We start from the raw sequence: 20,572 nt of genomic DNA on the forward strand, positions 1-20,572 counted from the left end.
TATGTTTGCCTATAGCAAATTAATAATAGACAACATCGCCAAAAATGATGGAAATCTGATGATTTTTCGGAAGAGAAGAAAAATTAGCTGGCAGCGCGGGAGATGGAGTTGCCGAGATGTTTGATGTCTTCGCCGAAACCGCGAGCGGTGTTACAGCCCGTGAGCAGCGTGCTGGCAAGCAAAACAAGAACGATAAGGCGTTTCATCATCTCTGACCTGAATAAGTGATGGTGCAGCCTGCAGGCCGCACCACAACCGCATTACTTCACGCGAGAGACGTATTCACCAGAGCGGGTATCCACTTTGATGACTTCGCCGATTTGTACGAACAGCGGAACTTTAACCACAGCGCCAGTAGACAGGGTAGCCGGTTTGCCGCCAGTACCTGCGGTATCACCTTTCAGGCCCGGATCGGTATCAACGATTTCCAGTTCAACGAAGTTCGGCGGAGTAACGGAGATCGGCTGACCATTCCACAGAGTTACGATACACTCTGCCTGATCCAGCAGCCATTTAGCGTTGTCGCCAATTGCTTTTGCATCAGCAGACAGCTGCTCGAAAGTTTCGTTGTTCATGAAGTGCCAGAACTCACCGTCGTTGTACAGGTAAGTCAGGTTCATATCGACAACATCAGCGCCTTCAGCGGAATCAGTAGATTTGAAGGTTTTTTCTACGCGAGTACCGGTCAGCAGACGACGCAGTTTAACGCGAGCAAATGCCTGGCCTTTACCCGGTTTTACGAATTCACTCGCTTCAACCGCGTAAGGTTCGCCGTCTAACATGATTTTAAGACCAGCACGAAAATCGTTGCTATAGTACGTTGCCATAAGGCCCTCTGAAATTTGTTAATTGGTAGCTAAGCCACAAAATGGCGCATATTGTAACCCTAAATACCCCATCCAGAGAAGATTGGTTAACGCAACTTGCCGATGTTGTGACCGATCCTGGTGAACTTCTGCGTCTTTTGAATATAGACGCGGACGAAAAACTGTTGGCCGGACGCAGCGCCAAAAAGCTGTTTGCCCTGCGTGTGCCCCGCTCATTTATCGATCGCATGGAGAAAGGCAATCCGGACGATCCTATTTTGCGTCAGGTACTTACCTCGCAAGATGAGTTTGTCGTCGCGTCCGGATTCTCCACCGACCCACTGGAAGAACAGCACAGCGTAGTGCCTGGTTTGTTGCATAAATACCACAACCGGGCGCTTTTGCTGGTCAAAGGCGGCTGCGCGGTAAATTGCCGCTATTGCTTCCGTCGCCACTTCCCCTATGCCGAAAATCAGGGCAACAAGCGTAACTGGCAGACTGCACTTGAGTATGTTGCTGCGCATCCGGAACTGGACGAGATGATTTTCTCCGGCGGCGATCCGCTGATGGCGAAAGATCACGAGCTGGACTGGTTGCTCACACAACTGGAAGCCATCCCGCATATCAAACGTCTGCGGATTCACAGCCGTCTGCCGATTGTGATCCCGGCACGTATCACCGAGGCGCTGGTTGAACGCTTTGCCCGTTCTACGCTGCAAATCTTGCTGGTGAATCACATCAATCATGCCAATGAGGTAGATGAAACGTTCCGTCAGGCGATGGCTAAATTGCGCCGTGTCGGTGTCACCCTGCTTAACCAGAGCGTTCTGTTACGTGGTGTGAACGATAACGCACAAACGTTGGCAAACCTGAGTAATGCGTTGTTCGATGCCGGCGTGATGCCGTATTACCTGCATGTGCTAGATAAAGTACAGGGCGCGGCGCATTTTATGGTGAGTGATGACGAAGCACGGCAGATTATGCGTGAGTTGCTGACATTGGTGTCGGGATATCTGGTGCCGAAACTGGCGCGAGAAATTGGCGGCGAACCCAGCAAAACGCCGCTGGATCTCCAGCTACGCCAGCAGTAACTGATTAAACAGGGAAGTTAAACATTAGCCTGATGCGCTACGCTTATCAGGCCTACATTGTGCATTGAAATTGAATGGATTTGCAATGAACTGTAGGCCGGATAAGGCGTTTACGCCGCATCCGGCAAGAGCAACAAACGCAAGTACAGCAACCTGTCATTAAACTGGGAAATTTAATCTTTGCCCGTTGCATAACCTTTAATTATTCATATACATTGCTGTTGTTACTCTTTATATAGCCAACACCAATAATTAACCTTTCTTTTCTGTTTATATAGAGTGAGTACGGCTATTTATGTTATTTTAACAACTATTACTACCAAGCCCATTTATCTGGCTTATAAATTAAAATTAATTATTTAATTGAGAAATGGTTAGGGAGAACCTACATGGCCATAAGCATCAAGGGTGTTAATACCGGTGTTATTCGCAAGAGTAATAATTTCATTGCACTGGCGCTGAAAATTAAAGAACCTCGCAATAAAGAATCGTTGTTCTTTATGTCTGTCATGGAACTGCGCGACCTGCTGATTGCGCTGGAAAGTCGTCTGCATCAAAAGCATAAACTGAATGCTGCTGCACGCCTTCAGTATGAGCAAGCTCGCGATAAAGTCATTAAGAAAATGGCAGAAAACATCCCAGAAATTCTGGTTGATGAGCTTAAAAATGCCGATATTAATCGTCGGGTTAACACGCTGGAACTTACCGATAATCAAGGCGAAAATCTTACCTTCGTATTAACGCTACATGACGGTAGCAAATGTGAGTTAGTCGTCAATGAGTTGCAGATTGAAATGCTGGCGCGAGCAATCATTCATGCAATTAATAATGCGGAAATGCGTGAACTGGCATTACGTATTACCTCACTGTTAGATTTCCTGCCGTTATACGACGTTGACTGCCAGGACAATGGCAATCTGGAATATGACACCTATTCCCAACCGGAATGGAAACATAACCTGTTCGACCATTATCTGGCGGTGCTTTACCGCTTTAAAGATGAAAGTGGCAAAGAACAATTTAGCGGCACAGTGGTGAAAACGCGTGAAGCAACGCCGGGTAAAGAAATAGAGGCGATCACTCGCCGAATGCTTGATTTCAGCCCACGACTGAAAAAACTCGCGGGTGTGCCATGTCAGGTCTATGTTCGCACCGTAGCGGCGAATAACGCCCAACCGCTAACCCAGGATCAATGCTTACGCGCGCTGCATCACTTACGTGTTCAATCCACCAGCAAAACTGCACCACAGGCGAAATAATCTCATCTTTGCTAATGCGAGGCTGGAGCCATCCAGCCTGAAATGACTGATAACGTGATCGTTGGTCATGCCGGATGCGACGTAAACGCCTTATCCGGCCTACAAATTCTCAAGCATTCAATCAGTTGCAATGCCTGCTGTAGGCCTGATAAGCGAAGCGCATCAGGCAATAATACGTTTGTCACCCAGCCTCTGGATCACATCAGTTCGGGCACTTATAAACCTGACCGATAATCTGGCTATCCGTCGGGACAAAACTGGACAACATTCCCTGCGACGGGCTGCTGATGCCATAAATCACGTTACCGCCCATTGCAGCCGCCTGGTTGCGCAGATCGTTTGCTGCGCCGCGCATAGAACCGCCCTCTTCTCCGTGTTGCCCGGAAAGCCAGTTGCTTTGCTTACCTGTCGCAGTACCAATCAGCTGGCACTCTGCGCCTGGCTGCTCGTCCACAATGCGTACACTCTGACCGGCAGCACTCAATTCGTTGCTGGAGCTACAACCCGCCATCAGTAGCGCGGCACCGACAATCCCTGCTAAGTATTTTACGTGCATGTTATTCCCCATAATCAATGAGCTGGACGCCACTCGCGTCGTCCGTGTCTGAATCTTATACTAGAAAGATGACCAAAAGAAAAACCCCCAGACATTTCTGCCCGGGGGTTTGTTTATTTCTGCGAGGTGCAGGGCAATTACATCATGCCGCCCATGCCACCCATGCCGCCCATACCGCCAGCAGCGCCTAAGTCAGCTGCATCATTTTTCGGCAGGTCGGTAACCATGCACTCGGTGGTGATCATCAGGCCAGCCACAGAAGCCGCGTACTGCAGAGCAGAACGGGTTACTTTGGTTGGGTCCAGGATACCCATGTCGATCATGTTGCCGTATTCTTCGGTTGCTGCGTTGTAACCGTAGTTGCCGTCGCCGCCTTTAACGGTGTTAGCAACAACAGACGGTTCTTCGCCGCAGTTCAGGACGATCTGACGCAGCGGAGCTTCCATTGCACGCAGTGCAACTTTGATACCCACGTTCTGGTCTTCGTTCTGACCACGCAGGTCAGCCAGTTTAGACGCTACGCGGATCAGCGCAACACCACCACCAGCAACCACGCCTTCTTCTACCGCAGCACGGGTCGCGTGCAGGGCGTCTTCAACGCGTGCTTTTTTCTCTTTCATTTCAACTTCGGTAGCAGCACCTACTTTGATAACTGCAACGCCGCCTGCCAGTTTCGCTACGCGTTCCTGCAGTTTTTCACGGTCGTAGTCAGAAGTTGCTTCTTCAATCTGCTGACGGATCTGAGCAACACGGCCCTGGATTGCAGCTTCTTCACCCACGCCATCGATGATAGTGGTGGTGTCTTTGTTGATCACAACACGTTTAGCCTGACCCAGGTCTTCCAGGGTTGCTTTTTCCAGTTCCATACCGATCTCTTCAGAGATCACGGTACCGCCAGTCAGGGTTGCGATATCCTGCAGCATAGCTTTACGACGATCGCCGAAGCCCGGAGCTTTAACTGCAGCAACTTTCACGATGCCACGCATGGTGTTAACAACCAGAGTTGCCAGCGCTTCGCCTTCTACATCTTCAGCGATGATCAGCAGCGGTTTGCCTGCTTTGGCAACGGCTTCCAGAACCGGCAGCATTTCGCGGATGTTGGAGATTTTCTTGTCAGCCAGCAGGATGAACGGGCTTTCCAGTTCTACTGCGCCAGTTTCCGGCTTGTTGATGAAGTAAGGAGACAGGTAGCCACGGTCGAACTGCATACCTTCAACCACGTCCAGTTCGTCCTGCAGACCGGTACCGTCTTCAACGGTGATAACGCCTTCTTTACCGACTTTGTCCATCGCTTCAGCGATCAGTTTACCTACGGTTTCGTCGGAGTTAGCGGAGATGGTACCAACCTGAGCAATCGCTTTAGAGTCAGAGCACGGTACGGACAGCGCTTTCAGTTCTTCAACTGCAGCGGTAACGGCTTTGTCGATACCACGTTTCAGGTCCATCGGGTTCATGCCCGCAGCAACAGCTTTCAGACCCTCAGTGATGATAGCCTGAGCCAGTACAGTTGCAGTGGTGGTACCGTCGCCTGCAGCGTCGTTCGCTTTAGAGGCAACTTCTTTCACCATCTGCGCACCCATGTTTTCGAACTTGTCTTCCAGTTCGATTTCACGAGCAACGGAAACACCATCTTTGGTGATGGTCGGTGCACCGAAAGATTTATCCAGAACTACGTTACGGCCTTTCGGACCGAGGGTAACTTTCACTGCATCTGCCAGTACGTTTACGCCGCGCAGCATTTTCACACGAGCGTCGTTACCGAATTTTACGTCTTTAGCTGCCATTATCTTTATTCCTTAAATTCGTATGTTCAGTGTCGTGCGAGGATTACGCTTCAACAATTGCCAGAATGTCGCTTTCGGACATGATCAACACTTCTTCATTGTCGATCTTCTCAGATTTCACACCGTAGCCATCGTTGAAAATAACGATGTCGCCAACTTTCACATCCAGCGGCTTCACTTCGCCATTTTCAAGGATACGGCCATTGCCGACAGCCAGCACTTCGCCGCGGGTGGATTTAGCCGCTGCAGAGCCGGTCAGAACGATGCCGCCAGCAGATTTAGTTTCAACTTCTTTACGCTTGACGATCACGCGATCATGCAATGGACGAATATTCATTGATAACTCTCCTTTGAGAAAGTCCGTATCTGTTATGGGTGACGCCGGAGCTTACGTGGTTTCCCGGCTGGTGACCAGAGAAATGGGGATGAGGATTCGCCCCTTCAAGGGGGAAAAAGAAAAAAAATTCTGATCAGCACAAAATCGGGTGAAAACCCTGATTCACCTCACATTTCATCGCAATTTCTTCATCGCCGTCATAAGCGAATCTGATTGTGCTACCATCGAAAATCTACGCAGTTGCCCAAAATTTGGGCGCAATCGGATATCAACCCATGAGTGGACTCAAACAAGAACTGGGGCTGGCCCAGGGCATTGGCCTGCTATCGACGTCATTATTAGGCACCGGCGTGTTTGCCGTTCCTGCGTTAGCTGCACAGGTAGCAGGCAATAACAGCCTGTGGGCGTGGCCCGTTTTGATTATCTTAGTGTTCCCGATTGCGATTGTGTTTGCGATTCTGGGTCGCCACTATCCCAGCGCAGGCGGTGTCGCGCACTTCGTCGGTATGGCGTTTGGTTCGCGGCTTGAGCGAGTCACCGGCTGGTTGTTTTTATCGGTCATTCCCGTGGGTTTGCCTGCCGCGCTACAAATTGCCGCCGGGTTCGGCCAGGCAATGTTTGGCTGGCATAGCTGGCAACTGTTGTTGGCAGAACTCGGTACGCTGGCGCTGGTGTGGTATATCGGTACTCGCGGTGCCAGTTCCAGTGCTAATCTACAAACCGTTATTGCCGGACTTATCGTCGCGCTGATTGTCGCTATCTGGTGGGCGGGCGATATCAAACCTGCGAATATCCCCTTCCCGGCACCTGGTAATATCGAACTTACCGGGTTATTTGCTGCGTTATCAGTGATGTTCTGGTGTTTTGTCGGTCTGGAAGCATTTGCCCATCTTGCCTCGGAATTTAAAAATCCAGAGCGTGATTTTCCTCGCGCATTGATGATTGGTCTGCTGCTGGCAGGATTAGTCTACTGGGGCTGTACGGTAGTCGTCTTACACTTCGACGCCTATGGTGAACAAATGGCCGCGGCAGCATCGCTTCCAAAAATTGTAGTGCAACTGTTCGGTGTAGGAGCGTTATGGATTGCCTGCGTAATTGGCTATCTGACCTGCTTTGCCAGTCTCAACATTTATATACAGAGCTTCGCCCGCCTGGTCTGGTCGCAGGCGCAACATAATCCTGACCACTACCTGGCACGCCTCTCTTCTCGCCATATCCCGAATAATGCCCTCAATGCGGTGCTCGGCTGCTGCGTGGTGAGCACTTTGGTGATTCATGCTTTAGAGATCAATCTGGACGCTCTTATTATTTATGCCAATGGCATCTTTATTATGATTTATCTGTTATGCATGCTGGCAGGCTGTAAATTATTGCAAGGACGTTATCGACTACTGGCGGTGGTTGGCGGGCTGTTATGCGTTCTGTTACTGGCAATGGTCGGCTGGAAAAGTCTCTATGCGCTGATTATGCTGGCGGGGTTATGGCTGTTTCTGCCAAAACGAAAAACGCCGGAAAATGGCATAACCACATAATCCGGCGTTTCGACATTAATCCTAGCGATCGTCTTTATGATCAAGGCGGTCGCGGTCATCATCCTTTCGCTGGTACTCACCATCAAAAGTATTACCGCCACCGGTCCCGGCGCTAAAACCGCCGCCTGGCATGCGAGAAAAGCGCAAATGTGGCATCAACTTCACTGTCAGATGCTTTTGCACCGGCGGCAATAAAAGCAGAAGACCGAGGAAGTCGGTGAAAAAGCCCGGTAATAAAAGCAGCAAACCGGCAATAATCAGCGAAACACTTTTAATCATCTCCGCCGCAGGGTTTTCACCCGCCGCCATTTTTTGCTGCATCAGCACGAAATTCTTAAAGCCCTGGTTACGTACCAGTGACATACCGATAACTGACGTGAATATAACCAGCACGAGGGTCAGCAATACCCCCAATACATGGGCAACCTGAATAAAGATTGAAATCTCAATATAGACATAAAGGAAAATGGCAATAAAAGGTAACCAGCGCAAAGGTTTCTCCTGTAATAGCAGCCGGTTAAACCCGGCTACCTGAATGGGTTGCGAATCGCGTTCAGCTTATATTGTGGTCATTAGCAAAATTTCAAGATGTTTGCGCAACTATTTTTGGTAGTAATCCCAAAGCGGTGATCTATTTCACAAATTAATAATTAAGGGGTAAAAACCGACACTTAAAGTGATCCAGATTACGGTAGAAATCCTCAAGCAGCATATGATCTCGGGTATTCGGTCGATGCAGGGGATAATCGTCGGTCGAAAAACATTCGAAACCACATATATTCTGTGTGTTTAAAGCAAATCATTGGCAGCTTGAAAAAGAAGGTTCACATGTCAAACAACATTCGTATCGAAGAAGATCTGTTGGGTACCAGGGAAGTTCCAGCTGATGCCTACTATGGTGTTCACACTCTGAGAGCGATTGAAAACTTCTATATCAGCAACAACAAAATCAGTGATATTCCTGAATTTGTTCGCGGTATGGTAATGGTTAAAAAAGCCGCAGCTATGGCAAACAAAGAGCTGCAAACCATTCCTAAAAGTGTAGCGAATGCCATCATTGCCGCATGTGATGAAGTCCTGAACAACGGAAAATGCATGGATCAGTTCCCGGTAGACGTCTACCAGGGCGGCGCAGGTACTTCCGTAAACATGAACACCAACGAAGTGCTGGCCAATATCGGTCTGGAACTGATGGGTCACCAGAAAGGTGAATATCAGTACCTGAACCCGAACGACCATGTTAACAAATGTCAGTCCACTAACGACGCCTACCCGACCGGTTTCCGTATCGCAGTTTACTCTTCCCTGATTAAGCTGGTAGATGCGATTAACCAACTGCGTGAAGGCTTTGAACGTAAAGCTGTCGAATTCCAGGACATCCTGAAAATGGGTCGTACCCAGCTGCAGGACGCAGTACCGATGACCCTCGGTCAGGAATTCCGCGCTTTCAGCATCCTGCTGAAAGAAGAAGTGAAAAACATCCAACGTACCGCTGAACTGCTGCTGGAAGTTAACCTTGGCGCAACAGCAATCGGTACTGGTCTGAACACGCCGAAAGAGTACTCTCCGCTGGCAGTGAAAAAACTGGCTGAAGTCACTGGCTTCCCATGCGTACCGGCTGAAGACCTGATCGAAGCGACCTCTGACTGCGGCGCTTATGTTATGGTTCACGGCGCGCTGAAACGCCTGGCTGTGAAGATGTCCAAAATCTGTAACGACCTGCGCTTGCTCTCTTCTGGTCCACGTGCCGGCCTGAACGAGATCAACCTGCCGGAACTGCAGGCGGGCTCTTCCATCATGCCAGCTAAAGTAAACCCGGTTGTTCCGGAAGTGGTTAACCAGGTATGCTTCAAAGTCATCGGTAACGACACCACTGTTACCATGGCAGCAGAAGCAGGTCAGCTGCAGTTGAACGTTATGGAGCCGGTCATTGGCCAGGCTATGTTCGAATCCGTTCACATTCTGACCAACGCTTGCTACAACCTGCTGGAAAAATGCATTAACGGCATCACTGCTAACAAAGAAGTGTGCGAAGGTTACGTTTACAACTCTATCGGTATCGTTACTTACCTGAACCCGTTCATCGGTCACCACAACGGTGACATCGTGGGTAAAATCTGTGCCGAAACCGGTAAGAGTGTACGTGAAGTCGTTCTGGAACGCGGTCTGTTGACTGAAGCGGAACTTGACGATATTTTCTCCGTACAGAATCTGATGCACCCGGCTTACAAAGCAAAACGCTATACTGATGAAAGCGAACAGTAATCGTACAGGGTAGTACAAATAAAGAAGGCACGTCAGATGACGTGCCTTTTTTCTTGTGAGCAGTAACTTAAAAATAACAATCTAATATCAACTTGTTAAAAAACAAGGAAGGCTAATATGCTAGTTGTAGAACTCATCATAGTTTTGCTGGCGATCTTCTTGGGCGCCAGATTGGGGGGAATAGGTATTGGTTTTGCAGGCGGATTGGGGGTGCTGGTTCTTGCCGCTATTGGCGTTAAACCCGGTAACATCCCGTTCGATGTCATTTCCATTATCATGGCGGTTATCGCCGCTATTTCTGCCATGCAGGTTGCTGGCGGTCTGGACTATCTGGTTCATCAGACAGAAAAGCTGCTGCGCCGTAACCCGAAATACATCACAATCCTCGCACCGATCGTGACCTATTTCCTGACAATCTTTGCTGGTACTGGCAACATCTCTCTGGCGACACTGCCAGTTATCGCTGAAGTTGCGAAGGAACAAGGCGTTAAACCTTGCCGTCCGCTGTCTACTGCAGTGGTATCCGCGCAGATTGCGATCACCGCATCGCCAATCTCAGCGGCAGTGGTTTACATGTCTTCCGTGATGGAAGGTCATGGCATCAGCTACCTCCATCTGCTCTCCGTGGTCATCCCGTCCACCCTGCTGGCGGTTCTGGTGATGTCCTTCCTGGTCACTATGCTGTTCAACTCCAAACTCTCTGACGATCCGATTTATCGCAAGCGTCTGGAAGAGGGCCTGGTTGAACTGCGCGGTGAAAAGCAGATTGAAATCAAATCCGGTGCAAAAACGTCCGTCTGGCTGTTCCTGCTGGGCGTAGTTGGCGTGGTTATCTATGCAATCATCAACAGCCCAAGCATGGGTCTGGTTGAAAAACCGCTGATGAACACCACCAACGCAATCCTGATCATCATGCTCAGCGTTGCAACTCTGACCACCGTTATCTGTAAAGTCGATACCGACAACATCCTCAACTCCAGCACCTTCAAAGCAGGTATGAGCGCCTGTATTTGTATCCTGGGTGTTGCGTGGCTGGGCGATACTTTCGTTTCCAACAACATCGACTGGATCAAAGATACCGCTGGTGAAGTGATTCAGGGTCATCCGTGGCTGCTGGCCGTCATCTTCTTCTTTGCTTCTGCTCTGCTGTACTCTCAGGCTGCAACCGCAAAAGCACTGATGCCGATGGCTCTGGCACTGAACGTTTCTCCGCTGACCGCTGTTGCTTCTTTCGCTGCGGTGTCTGGTCTGTTCATTCTGCCGACCTATCCGACGCTGGTTGCTGCGGTACAGATGGATGACACGGGTACAACCCGTATCGGTAAATTCGTCTTCAACCATCCGTTCTTCATCCCGGGTACTCTGGGTGTTGCCCTGGCCGTTTGCTTCGGCTTCGTGCTGGGTAGCTTCATGCTGTAATGACCAATCGCGGGGCGTTCACGCCCCGCTTTCTTTCCCGCCGACTAACATCCTTCCCCCGTCCGTTGTATAGTGACCTCTCTCTTGCGGTTCCATCTGTTCTTGCGAGGTGTTTATGCTTGATGAAAAAAGTTCGAATACCGCGTCTGTCGTGGTGCTATGTACCGCACCGGATGAAGCGACAGCCCAGGATTTAGCCGCCAAAGTGCTGGCGGAAAAACTGGCGGCCTGCGCGACCTTGATCCCCGGCGCTACCTCTCTCTATTACTGGGAAGGTAAGCTGGAGCAAGAATACGAAGTGCAGATGATTTTAAAAACTACCGTATCTCACCAGCAGGCACTGCTGGAATGCCTGAAGTCTCATCATCCATATCAAACCCCGGAACTTCTGGTTTTACCTGTTACACACGGAGACACAGATTACCTCTCATGGCTCAACGCATCTTTACGCTGATCCTGCTACTTTGCAGCACTTCCGTTTTTGCCGGATTATTCGACGCGCCGGGACGTTCACATTTTGTCCCGCGGATCAAGCCTTTGCTTTTGATTTTCAGCAAAACCAACATGACCTGAATCTGACCTGGCAGATCAAAGACGGTTACTACCTCTACCGTAAACAGATCCGCATTACGCCGGAACACGCGAAAATTGCCGACGTGCAGCTGCCGCAAGGCGTCTGGCATGAAGATGAGTTTTACGGCAAAAGCGAGATTTACCGCGATCGGCTGACGCTTCCCGTAACCATCAACCAGGCGAGTGCGGGAGCGACGTTAACTGTCACCTACCAGGGCTGTGCTGATGCCGGTTTCTGTTATCCGCCAGAAACCAAAACCGTTCCGTTAAGCGAAGTGGTCGCCAACAACGCAGCGTCACAGCCTGTGTCTGTTCCGCAGCAAGAGCAGCACACCGCGCAATTGCCCTTTTCCGCGCTCTGGGCGTTGTTGATCGGTATTGGTATCGCCTTTACGCCATGCGTGCTGCCAATGTACCCACTGATTTCTGGCATCGTGCTGGGTGGTAAACAGCGGCTCTCCACTGCCAGAGCATTGTTGCTGACCTTTATTTATGTGCAGGGGATGGCACTGACTTACACGGCGCTGGGTCTGGTAGTTGCCGCCGCAGGGTTACAGTTCCAGGCGGCGCTACAGCACCCATACGTGCTCATTGGCCTCGCCATCGTCTTTACCTTGCTGGCGATGTCAATGTTTGGCTTGTTTACTCTACAACTCCCCTCTTCGCTGCAAACACATCTCACATTGATGAGCAATCGCCAACAGGGCGGCTCACCTGGCGGTGTGTTTGTTATGGGGGCGATTGCCGGACTGATCTGTTCACCATGCACCACCGCACCGCTTAGCGCGATTCTGCTGTATATCGCCCAAAGCGGGAACATGTGGCTGGGCGGCGGCATGCTTTATCTCTATGCGTTGGGCATGGGCCTGCCGCTGATGCTAATTACCGTCTTTGGTAACCGCTTGCTGCCGAAAAGCGGCCCGTGGATGGAACAAGTCAAAACCGCGTTTGGTTTTGTGATCCTCGCACTGCCGATCTTCCTGCTGGAGCGAGTGATTGGTGATATATGGGGATTACGCTTGTGGTCGGCGCTGGGTGTCGCATTCTTTGGCTGGGCCTTTATCACCAGCCTACAGGCCAAACGCGGCTGGATGCGCGTGGTGCAAATAATCCTGCTGGCAGCGGCATTGGTTAGCGTGCGCCCACTTCAGGATTGGGCATTTGGTGCGACGCATACCGCGCAAACTCAGACGCATCTCAACTTTACACAAATCAAAACGGTAGATGAGTTAAATCAGGCGCTCGTTGAAGCCAAAGGCAAACCGGTGATGTTAGATCTTTATGCCGACTGGTGCGTCGCCTGTAAAAAGTTTGAGAAATACACCTTCAGCGACCCGCAGGTGCAAAAAGCGTTAGCAGACACGGTCTTACTTCAGGCCAACGTCACTGCTAACGACGCACAAGATGTGGCGCTGTTAAAGCATCTTAATGTCCTTGGACTACCGACAATTCTCTTTTTTGACGGACAAGGCCAGGAGCATCCACAAGCACGCGTCACGGGCTTTATGGATGCTGAAACCTTCAGCGCACATTTGCGCGATCGCCAACCGTGAACGACACTTGCAGTGGGAAAGACGGAGGAAAATAGCGTGCAACGTGAAGATGTACTGGGAGAAGCCCTGAAATTATTAGAATTACAAGGGATTGCCAACACCACGCTGGAGATGGTTGCTGAACGTGTGGATTATCCACTGGACGAGCTACGCCGCTTCTGGCCAGACAAAGAGGCAATCCTCTACGATGCGCTGCGTTATCTTAGCCAACAGATAGATGTCTGGCGTCGTCAGCTGATGCTTGACGAAACGCAAACCGCCGAACAAAAGCTGCTGGCACGTTATCAGGCGTTATCGGAGTGCGTTAAAAACAACCGCTATCCGGGCTGTCTATTTATCGCTGCCTGTACGTTTTATCCCGACCCTGGCCACCCTATTCATCAACTGGCCGATCAGCAAAAAAGCGCGGCCTACGATTTCACCCACGAACTGTTAACCACGCTGGAAGTTGACGATCCGGCGATGGTAGCAAAGCAGATGGAACTGGTGCTGGAAGGCTGTTTAAGCCGAATGCTGGTGAATCGTAGCCAGGCGGATGTCGACACCGCACATCGGCTGGCGGAAGATATCCTGCGCTTCGCCCGCTGCCGCCAGGGTGGTGCACTGACCTGACAGAAACACAGAAAAGAAGCGATTTGCCGCAATCTTAAGCAGTTGAATCGCTTTTACTGAAATTAGGTTGACGAGATGTGCAGATTACGGTTTAATGCGCCCCGTTGCCCGGATAGCTCAGTCGGTAGAGCAGGGGATTGAAAATCCCCGTGTCCTTGGTTCGATTCCGAGTCCGGGCACCAAATTCATATAAACGGACCTCCACGGAGGTCCGTTTTTCGTTTCAGGACGCCACGATTTAAGCGTTCTGCCTCCAAATCAATTCTACCGAACTCAACCAGATTCTCCCCACATCACCAGCATTTTGCGGGTATATCCCAATTCGGGAAAATTTGTTCCTGAGCGATAGCACTGACTGACGTGAAATGTCGTGCGGCCCCGTGATGTTGTTGAACGTCAAATGACGTCATCAGGAGCGTAACGCATCCATAAAGCACAACACCGGTCTGAACGGCGACTGATGAGATTTTCTGAATGAGAACAAAGAGAAATGTATCAGTCCGCTTGCTCATGCAAAGACTAACAATCCATTAAAATAGTAAGCGCTCCGGACAATTTTCCATGGATTATTTTCTACACATTTTTCTTTGGCAAAGATGATGAATTTTGATGGTAAGGAATATTACTTCTGGTTCTCAGTAAAATCCTTTCGTAATACTATGTAATCAAGAAGTTTATGGCTGGTAAAAATAACGTCTTGCATTCACCAATAACATGTAAATAAACCCATCTATTGATGGTAAAAATAGGTCATGGCAATTATCATTGCACCATTCCCTTTTCGAATGAGTTTCTATTATGCAACAACCTGTAGTTCGCGTTGGCGAATGGCTTGTTACTCCGTCCATAAACCAAATTAGCCGCAATGGGCGTCAACTTACCCTTGAGCCGAGATTAATTGATCTTCTGGTTTTCTTTGCTCAACACAGTGGCGAAGTACTTAGCAGGGATGAACTTATCGATAATGTCTGGAAGAGAAGTATTGTCACCAATCACGTTGTGACGCAGAGTATCTCAGAACTACGTAAGTCATTAAAAGATAATGATGAAGATAGTCCTGTCTATATCGCTACTGTACCAAAGCGCGGCTATAAATGAATGGTGCCGGTTATCTGGTACAGCGAAGAAGAGGGAGAGGAAATAATGCTATCTTCGCCTCCCCCTATACCAGAGGCGGTTCCTGACACAAATTCTCCCTCCCACAGTCTTACCATTCAAAACACCGCAACGCCACCTGAACAATCCCCAGTTAAAAGCAAACGATTCACTACCTTTTGGGTATGGTTTTTTTCCTGTTGTCGTTAGGTATCTGTGTAGCACTGGTAGCGTTTTCAACTCTTGATACACGTCTTCCTATGAGCAAATCGCGTATTTTGCTCAATCCACGCGATATTGACATTAATATGGTAAATAAAAGTTGTAACAGCTGGAGTTCCCCGTATCAGCTCTCTTACGCGATAGGCGTGGGTGATTTGGTGGCGACATCACTTAACACCTTCTCCACCTTTATGGTGCATGACAAAATCAACTACAACATTGATGAACCGAGCAGTTCCGGTAAAACATTATCTATTGCCTTTGTTAATCAGCGCCAATACCGTGCTCAACAATGCTTTATGTCGGTAAAATTAGTAGACAATGCAGATGGTTCAACCATGCTGGATAAACGTTATGTCATCACTAACGGTAATCAGCTGGCGATTCAAAATGATTTACTGGAGAGTTTATCAAAAGCGTTAAACCAACCGTGGCCACAACGAATGCAGGAGACGCTCCAGCAAATTTTGCCTCATCGTGGTGCGTTATTAACTAATTTTTATCAGGCTCATGATTATTTACTGCATGGCGATGACAAATCATTGAATCGTGCCAGTGAATTATTAGGTGAGATTGTTCAATCATCCCCAGAATTTACCTACGCGAGAGCAGAAAAAGCATTAGTTGATATCGTGCGCCATTCTCAACACCCTTTAGATGAAAAACAATTAGCAGCACTGAACACAGAAATAGACAACATTGTTACACTGCCGGAATTGAACAACCTGTCCATTATATATCAAATAAAAGCGGTCAGTGCTCTGGTAAAAGGTAAAATAGATGAGTCTTACCAGGCGATAAATACTGGCATTGATCTTGAAATGTCCTGGCTAAATTATGTGTTGCTTGGCAAGGTTTATGAAATGAAGGGGATGAACCGGGAAGCAGCTGATGCATATCTCACTGCCTTTAATTTACGCCCAGGGGCAAACACCCTTTACTGGATTGAAAATGGTATTTTCCAGACTTCTGTTCCTTATGTTGTACCTTATCTCGACAAATTTCTCGCTTCAGAATAAGTAACTCCGGGTTGATTTATGCTCTGGAATATTTGTTGTTGAGTTTTTGTATGTTCCCATTGGTATAATATGTTGCGGCAATTTATTTGCCGCATAATTTTTATTACATAAATTTAACCAGAGAATGTCATGCAATCCATTGTAAACATTGAATGTTTATCTTTTCATGATATCAACTTGCGATCCTGATGTGTTAATAAAAAACCTCAAGTTCTCACTTACAGAAACTTTTGTGTTATTTCACCTAATCTTTAGGATTAATCCTTTTTTCGTGAGTAATCTTATCGCCAGTTTGGTCTGGTCAGGAAATAGTTATACATCATGACCCGGACTCCAAATTCAAAAATGAAATTAGGAGAAGAGCATGAGTTCTGCCAAGAAGATCGGGCTATTTGCCTGTACCGGTGTTGTTGCCGGTAATATGATGGGGAGCGGTATTGCATTATTACCTGCGAACCTAGCAAGTATCGGTGGTATTGCTATCTGGGGTTGGATTATCTCTATTATTGGTGCAATGTCGCTGGCGTATGTATATGCCCGACTGGCAACAAAAAACCCGCAACAAGGTGGCCCAATTGCTTATGCCGGAGAAATTTCTCCTGCATTTGGTTTTCAGACAGGTGTTCTTTATTACCATGCTAACTGGATTGGTAACCTAGCGATTGGTATTACCGCTGTATCTTATCTTTCCACCTTCTTCCCAGTATTAAATGATCCTGTTCCGGCGGGTATCGCCTGTATTGCTATCGTCTGGGTATTTACCTTTGTAAATATGCTCGGCGGTACCTGGGTAAGCCGTTTAACCACTATTGGTCTGGTGCTGGTTCTTATTCCTGTGGTGATGACTGCTATTGTTGGCTGGCATTGGTTTGATGCGGCAACTTATGCAGCTAACTGGAATACTGCGGATACCACTGATGGTCATGCGATCATTAAAAGTATTCTGCTCTACCTGTGGGCCTTCGTGGGTGTTGAGTCCGCAGCAGTAAGTACTGGTATGGTTAAAAACCCGAAACGTACCGTTCCGCTGGCAACCATGCTGGGTACTGGTTTAGCAGGTATTGTTTACATCGCTGCGACTCAGGTGCTTTCCGGTATGTATCCGTCTTCTGTAATGGCGGCTTCCGGTGCTCCGTTTGCAATCAGTGCTTCAACTATCCTCGGTAACTGGGCTGCGCCGCTGGTTTCTGCATTCACCGCCTTTGCGTGCCTGACTTCTCTGGGCTCCTGGATGATGTTGGTAGGCCAGGCAGGTGTACGTGCCGCTAACGACGGTAACTTCCCGAAAGTTTATGGTGAAGTCGACAGCAACGGTATTCCGAAAAAAGGTCTGCTGCTGGCTGTAATGCCAGTCAGTTAAGCAACTGACTGGCTCTTTTTCGGGGCTGTGGGGTATTTCCAGGGCCTCTCCTTTACCACTCTCGGGAAGGCCCTTTCCCTTCTCGTCGGTAATTTCACAAGTTGTCCCATACTTGCAAGATCGCGCATCAGCTCCGGTATACGTCCCGGTGAAGCGCCCTGCAATGTCATCAGCATTCTCATCACCATTCCGCATGATTCTGAGAAACTCAGTTGATTCGGCCAGTAACCTTTCAGATGTTCCGCCATTTTAATCATCTGATATCTCACCAGATTATAAGCCAGTAAGACACCCCACAGCTCTTGCTCCACAAGCTCCGGCTTTTTACTTCTCAGCGTCAGCCTGCTCAGTTGCATCGTCTGTTTTATCTCCCTGTATCCCAGTTCGATTTCCCAGCGATGACTGTACAGATCCGCCATTTCTCCTCCGGGGAAGCGCATGGCGTCCGTCATCGACGTCAGCAGATGGCAGACTTTTCCTTTGCGCGTCACGGTCAGCAGGCGGGCTGTCACTTCATTTCCCAGTCCCGGCCACTTTTTTCGTGCCTGCGGGCTGGTTTTCAGCTTCACCAGATGATCGCCTTTACCCAGTTTTCTGAGCTCTTCATATTGCGCTCCCTTTCTGAGAGGTATCATCCAGTGGCGGTGTTCTCCCGCCAGGCTCCAGGCATTTAACAGTCCCAGTGAGTAATAACCTTTATCCATTAACGTCAGAGTGTTATCGCCGGTTTGTTCTATAAGTTGCTCAGCAAGCTCATTTTCGCTGTTCTTCATCGTGCCGAAGGCTGCAGCCGTCAGCAGATGGCTGGTCAGTTCCATCTGGCAGACCATTTTGACCTGCGGGTAGAGCGCCGGGTTCCCGGCATGTGTCTGGCGGGGGAAGGCTGCATCGTTCTCTGGTGTATCCGGTGTGCGCCAGAACACACCATCGATGGCCAGCAGGGTCAGGCCGCACCAGTGCGGATGCGGCGTGGCGTTATGCCAGAGCTGCGCTGTTTTCGTGAACACGCGGCGGACAGCCTCACTTCCCAGGCGCTGGCGGGCCTGAATAACGGCACTGGGGGCAACGAAGGGGCGATTGCCCGGCAGCATGATGTCCAGGCGATTCACAATCTGGTGAAGAGGTTCTTTACGCTCAAGCGCCATGCCAACAATACACCAGACCATCATTTCGAGGGGAAGACGGCGCTTGCGTAGCGTTACAGTACCTGATTCGGCAAGGCAACGAGAGATGAGTTCGGGGTCGAGGTAATCCCCCAGAGAAGTCAGTGGGTTACGCAGAGAATCGTAACGGGATACCAGATCAAGAGCCTGTCCAATGTGCATAAAAAAATCCGGAAACAAGTGAGCGTTTCCGGATTCTTACACAGCCACTGGATCGGTCAACTGAGGTGTACTGGCAATAGCGGACACTACCATTTGTTCTTTTTTTAAGCAGCCATCTGATGATATTTTTCCCTGAAGGCTGCCGGGGAGATATTCCCCAGACGAGAGTGACGACGCTGACGATTGTAGAAAATCTCAATGTATTCCCGTATTACTGAGATGGCTTCATCCCGGTTATTAAAACGATAGTGGCTCAGGCTCTCATTTTTCAGCGTTCCCCAGAAGCTTTCCATCGGAGCGTTGTCGTAACAGTTACCTTTACGCGACATTGATGTTTTCAGACCAGACTGCTCCTGTATGACCCGGTAATCGTATGCGCAGTACTGTGAACCTCGATCAGAGTGGTGGATTAGCCCGGCAGGTGGGCGCTGGCTCCTGAGCGCCATAAACAGGGCTTTACCTGTCAGCTCTTTTGTCATGCGCTCTCCCATGGCGTAGCCGACAATTTCGCACGTATAAACATCTTTGATGCCAGCGAGGTACAACCATCCCTCCTGTGTGGCAACATACGTCAGGTCCGCCACCCAGACCTGATTTGGTGCTGTAGGAGCGAACGTCTGGTTCAGCAGATTTGGCGCAACTGGCAGATTGTGGTTCGAGTTCGTAGTCGCTCTGAACTTGCGTTTCTGCTTACAGCGTAGCCTTAGCTCCTTACGAAGACGTGCCAGTCGGTCACGACCAACAATGATGCCATTCTCTGCCAGCTCCGTCTGGAGCCGCCGGGTTCCATATGTTTCGCGAGTGCGGATATGTGCCACCTTAATCTCCAGTTTTAGCCGCTCATCACTTTGTTTTCTGTCTGAGGGTTCATGCTGTACCCAGTTGTAATAACCGCTCCTGGATACACCAAATACCTGACACATCGCTTCAATGGGAAATTGTTGTCGCCATTGTTCGATTAACGCGTATTTTTCAGCGACTCCTGTGCAAAATACGCTGTTGCTTTTTTTAATATATCTCGCTCAAGGCGAGCTTCATTTAACGCCTTACGCAGTTGCAGAATTTCAGATTCCAGTTCAGCCACCGTGCGGGAACCAGGAGTACCGAGCCCTTTTCTGGCGGCGGTAACCCATTGTCCTAAAGTGCCTTCAGGAAGAGATAATCGGGAAGCGCCTTCACTGATCGAAAGTTGATTTTCAAGAACCGTTCTGACAGCTTCGGCTTTGAACTCTTTAGAGTAACGTTGGGTTTTTCTGCTCATTATTAGCTCCTTCTGATGCCATTCTATTTCAGGAAGGAGTGTCCGTTAAACTCAGGCTACCTCAAACTGATCCTTAACTGATCGGCATTACTGCTGCTGGCTGCAGTGAAAATGACTGCCCTGATGATCCTCATCACTCTGATGAACTCTGCCGGTGGTAAAGCATCTGACCTGTTCGGTGAACTGACCGGTATCGCAGTACTGCTGACTATGCTGCCGTACTTCTACTCTTGCGTTGACCTGATTCGTTTTGAAGGCGTTAACATCCGCAACTTTGTCAGCCTGATCTGCTCTGTACTGGGTTGTGTGTTCTGCTTCATCGCGCTGATGGGCGCAAGCTCCTTCGAGCTGGCAGGTACCTTCATCGTCAGCCTGATTATCCTGATGTTCTACGCTCGCAAAATGCACGAGCGCCAGAGCCACTCAATGGATAACCACACCGCGTCTAACGCACATTAATTAAAAGTATTTTCCGAGGCTCCTCCTTTCATTTTGTCCCATGT

At 49.2% G+C, this 20,572-nt stretch carries 18 protein-coding genes, 1 tRNA gene and 4 pseudogenes; 14 read left to right on the plus strand and 9 right to left on the minus strand.

The genetic code is table 11. The features are described 5' to 3' along the window. Window positions 1-83: 83 nt before the first annotated feature. Together ecnA and efp are read right to left on the minus strand one after the other, a co-directional pair. Window positions 84-209, minus strand: a complete 126-nt coding sequence (gene ecnA / locus C1P89_RS16850; RefSeq protein WP_000977757.1) for a lipoprotein antitoxin entericidin A — start codon at window positions 207-209, stop codon at window positions 84-86. A gap of 51 nt (window positions 210-260) precedes the next feature. Beyond that, window positions 261-827, minus strand: a complete 567-nt coding sequence (gene efp / locus C1P89_RS16855) for an elongation factor P (RefSeq protein WP_000257278.1) — start codon at window positions 825-827, stop codon at window positions 261-263. 41 nt (window positions 828-868) lie between these two features. Between efp and epmB the strand changes: the two genes are divergently transcribed. Beyond that, window positions 869-1,897, plus strand: coding sequence for an EF-P beta-lysylation protein EpmB (gene epmB / locus C1P89_RS16860; RefSeq protein WP_000940553.1), 1,029 nt, complete (start codon window positions 869-871; stop codon window positions 1,895-1,897). A 389-nt stretch (window positions 1,898-2,286) separates the two neighbouring features. Further along, window positions 2,287-3,156 (plus strand): YjeJ family protein, encoded by an 870-nt coding sequence (locus tag C1P89_RS16865; RefSeq protein WP_001008067.1) that lies wholly within the window; start codon window positions 2,287-2,289, stop codon window positions 3,154-3,156. A 202-nt stretch (window positions 3,157-3,358) separates the two neighbouring features. Here the strand turns inward: C1P89_RS16865 and C1P89_RS16870 are convergent, their stop codons facing one another. From C1P89_RS16870 to C1P89_RS16880, 3 genes are all read right to left on the minus strand, one after another. Continuing rightward, on the minus strand, window positions 3,359-3,712 hold the full coding sequence (locus C1P89_RS16870) for a DUF4156 domain-containing protein (RefSeq protein ID WP_000558209.1): 354 nt from the start codon (window positions 3,710-3,712) through the stop codon (window positions 3,359-3,361). Window positions 3,713-3,849: 137 nt separating this feature from the next. Continuing rightward, window positions 3,850-5,496 (minus strand): chaperonin GroEL, encoded by a 1,647-nt coding sequence (gene groL, locus C1P89_RS16875; protein WP_000729117.1) that lies wholly within the window; start codon window positions 5,494-5,496, stop codon window positions 3,850-3,852. A gap of 43 nt (window positions 5,497-5,539) precedes the next feature. Next, entirely contained in the window at window positions 5,540-5,833 is a 294-nt protein-coding gene (locus C1P89_RS16880; RefSeq protein ID WP_001026276.1) for a co-chaperone GroES, read from the minus strand. Window positions 5,834-6,108: 275 nt separating this feature from the next. Here C1P89_RS16880 and yjeH point away from each other — a divergent pair, with 275 nt between their 5' ends. Next, window positions 6,109-7,365 (plus strand): L-methionine/branched-chain amino acid transporter, encoded by a 1,257-nt coding sequence (gene yjeH / locus C1P89_RS16885; RefSeq protein ID WP_000015874.1) that lies wholly within the window; start codon window positions 6,109-6,111, stop codon window positions 7,363-7,365. A 21-nt stretch (window positions 7,366-7,386) separates the two neighbouring features. Here yjeH and C1P89_RS16890 read toward each other — a convergent pair whose 3' ends face one another. Further along, window positions 7,387-7,857 carry an FxsA family protein gene (locus C1P89_RS16890; RefSeq protein ID WP_001267444.1) on the minus strand — a complete coding sequence of 157 codons (471 nt, stop codon included), beginning with the start codon at window positions 7,855-7,857 and terminating at the stop codon, window positions 7,387-7,389. A gap of 336 nt (window positions 7,858-8,193) precedes the next feature. Here C1P89_RS16890 and aspA point away from each other — a divergent pair, with 336 nt between their 5' ends. The 8 genes and pseudogenes from aspA (at window position 8,194) to C1P89_RS26505 (ending at window position 14,885) form a co-directional block, all read left to right on the plus strand. Then, window positions 8,194-9,630: an aspartate ammonia-lyase gene (gene aspA / locus C1P89_RS16895; RefSeq protein ID WP_000069437.1), complete on the plus strand. Its 1,437-nt coding sequence runs from the start codon at window positions 8,194-8,196 to the stop codon at window positions 9,628-9,630. Window positions 9,631-9,747: 117 nt separating this feature from the next. Continuing rightward, the gene (gene dcuA, locus C1P89_RS16900) at window positions 9,748-11,049 is read left to right on the plus strand and encodes an anaerobic C4-dicarboxylate transporter DcuA (RefSeq protein WP_000961959.1); all 1,302 of its coding nucleotides are present in this window, start codon (window positions 9,748-9,750) and stop codon (window positions 11,047-11,049) included. A gap of 115 nt (window positions 11,050-11,164) precedes the next feature. Beyond that, entirely contained in the window at window positions 11,165-11,503 is a 339-nt protein-coding gene (cutA, locus tag C1P89_RS16905) for a divalent cation tolerance protein CutA (protein WP_000883400.1), read from the plus strand. Next, window positions 11,479-13,175, plus strand: a pseudogene (gene dsbD, locus C1P89_RS16910) (protein-disulfide reductase DsbD). Before cutA ends, dsbD begins: the two are co-directional and overlap by 25 nt. 36 nt (window positions 13,176-13,211) lie before the next feature. Further along, complete coding sequence (locus tag C1P89_RS16915; RefSeq protein ID WP_001188520.1) at window positions 13,212-13,787, plus strand: transcriptional regulator; 576 nt, start codon at window positions 13,212-13,214, stop codon at window positions 13,785-13,787. Window positions 13,788-13,893: 106 nt separating this feature from the next. Next, window positions 13,894-13,969: transfer RNA gene (locus C1P89_RS16920), tRNA-Phe, on the plus strand. Between the two features lie 197 nt (window positions 13,970-14,166). Next, a pseudogene (locus tag C1P89_RS26365) lies at window positions 14,167-14,326 on the plus strand (tyrosine-type recombinase/integrase); the annotation flags it as partial. A 259-nt stretch (window positions 14,327-14,585) separates the two neighbouring features. Continuing rightward, on the plus strand, window positions 14,586-14,885 hold the full coding sequence (locus C1P89_RS26505) for a winged helix-turn-helix domain-containing protein (protein ID WP_001187161.1): 300 nt from the start codon (window positions 14,586-14,588) through the stop codon (window positions 14,883-14,885). On the opposite strand, the gene laoB is transcribed toward C1P89_RS26505, so the two are convergent. After that, window positions 14,876-15,001: an L-arginine responsive protein LaoB gene (gene laoB, locus C1P89_RS26510; protein ID WP_349817325.1), complete on the minus strand. Its 126-nt coding sequence runs from the start codon at window positions 14,999-15,001 to the stop codon at window positions 14,876-14,878. The genes C1P89_RS26505 and laoB overlap by 10 nt on opposite strands. 66 nt (window positions 15,002-15,067) lie before the next feature. Between laoB and cadC the strand changes: the two genes are divergently transcribed. Together cadC and cadB (C1P89_RS16930) are read left to right on the plus strand one after the other, a co-directional pair. Beyond that, a complete protein-coding gene (gene cadC / locus C1P89_RS16925) occupies window positions 15,068-16,123 on the plus strand; it encodes a lysine decarboxylation/transport transcriptional activator CadC (protein WP_349817326.1) in 1,056 nt (351 codons plus the stop codon). A 364-nt stretch (window positions 16,124-16,487) separates the two neighbouring features. Beyond that, window positions 16,488-17,480 (plus strand): annotated as a pseudogene (cadB, locus tag C1P89_RS16930) (cadaverine/lysine antiporter); the annotation flags it as partial. On the opposite strand, the gene C1P89_RS16935 reads toward cadB (C1P89_RS16930), so the two are convergent. Together C1P89_RS16935 and C1P89_RS16940 are read right to left on the minus strand one after the other, a co-directional pair. Beyond that, window positions 17,480-18,826: an IS4-like element IS4 family transposase gene (locus C1P89_RS16935; RefSeq protein ID WP_000483769.1), complete on the minus strand. Its 1,347-nt coding sequence runs from the start codon at window positions 18,824-18,826 to the stop codon at window positions 17,480-17,482. The pseudogene cadB (C1P89_RS16930) and the gene C1P89_RS16935 sit on opposite strands and share 1 nt — an antisense overlap. Window positions 18,827-18,912: 86 nt before the next feature. After that, window positions 18,913-20,069, minus strand: a protein-coding gene (locus C1P89_RS16940) for an IS3-like element IS600 family transposase (RefSeq protein WP_087879964.1) whose coding sequence is annotated in 2 segments (ribosomal slippage) — window positions 18,913-19,820 and window positions 19,820-20,069 — 1,158 coding nt in all. Because the reading frame shifts where the segments join, the coding sequence is not laid out codon by codon here. 90 nt (window positions 20,070-20,159) lie between these two features. On the opposite strand from C1P89_RS16940, the pseudogene cadB (C1P89_RS16945) reads away from it, so the two are divergent. Further along, a pseudogene (gene cadB, locus C1P89_RS16945) lies at window positions 20,160-20,528 on the plus strand (cadaverine/lysine antiporter); the annotation flags it as partial. Window positions 20,529-20,572 lie beyond the last annotated feature (44 nt).

The organism is Shigella sonnei (genome assembly GCF_002950395.1).
Classification (GTDB): domain Bacteria; phylum Pseudomonadota; class Gammaproteobacteria; order Enterobacterales; family Enterobacteriaceae; genus ECMA0423.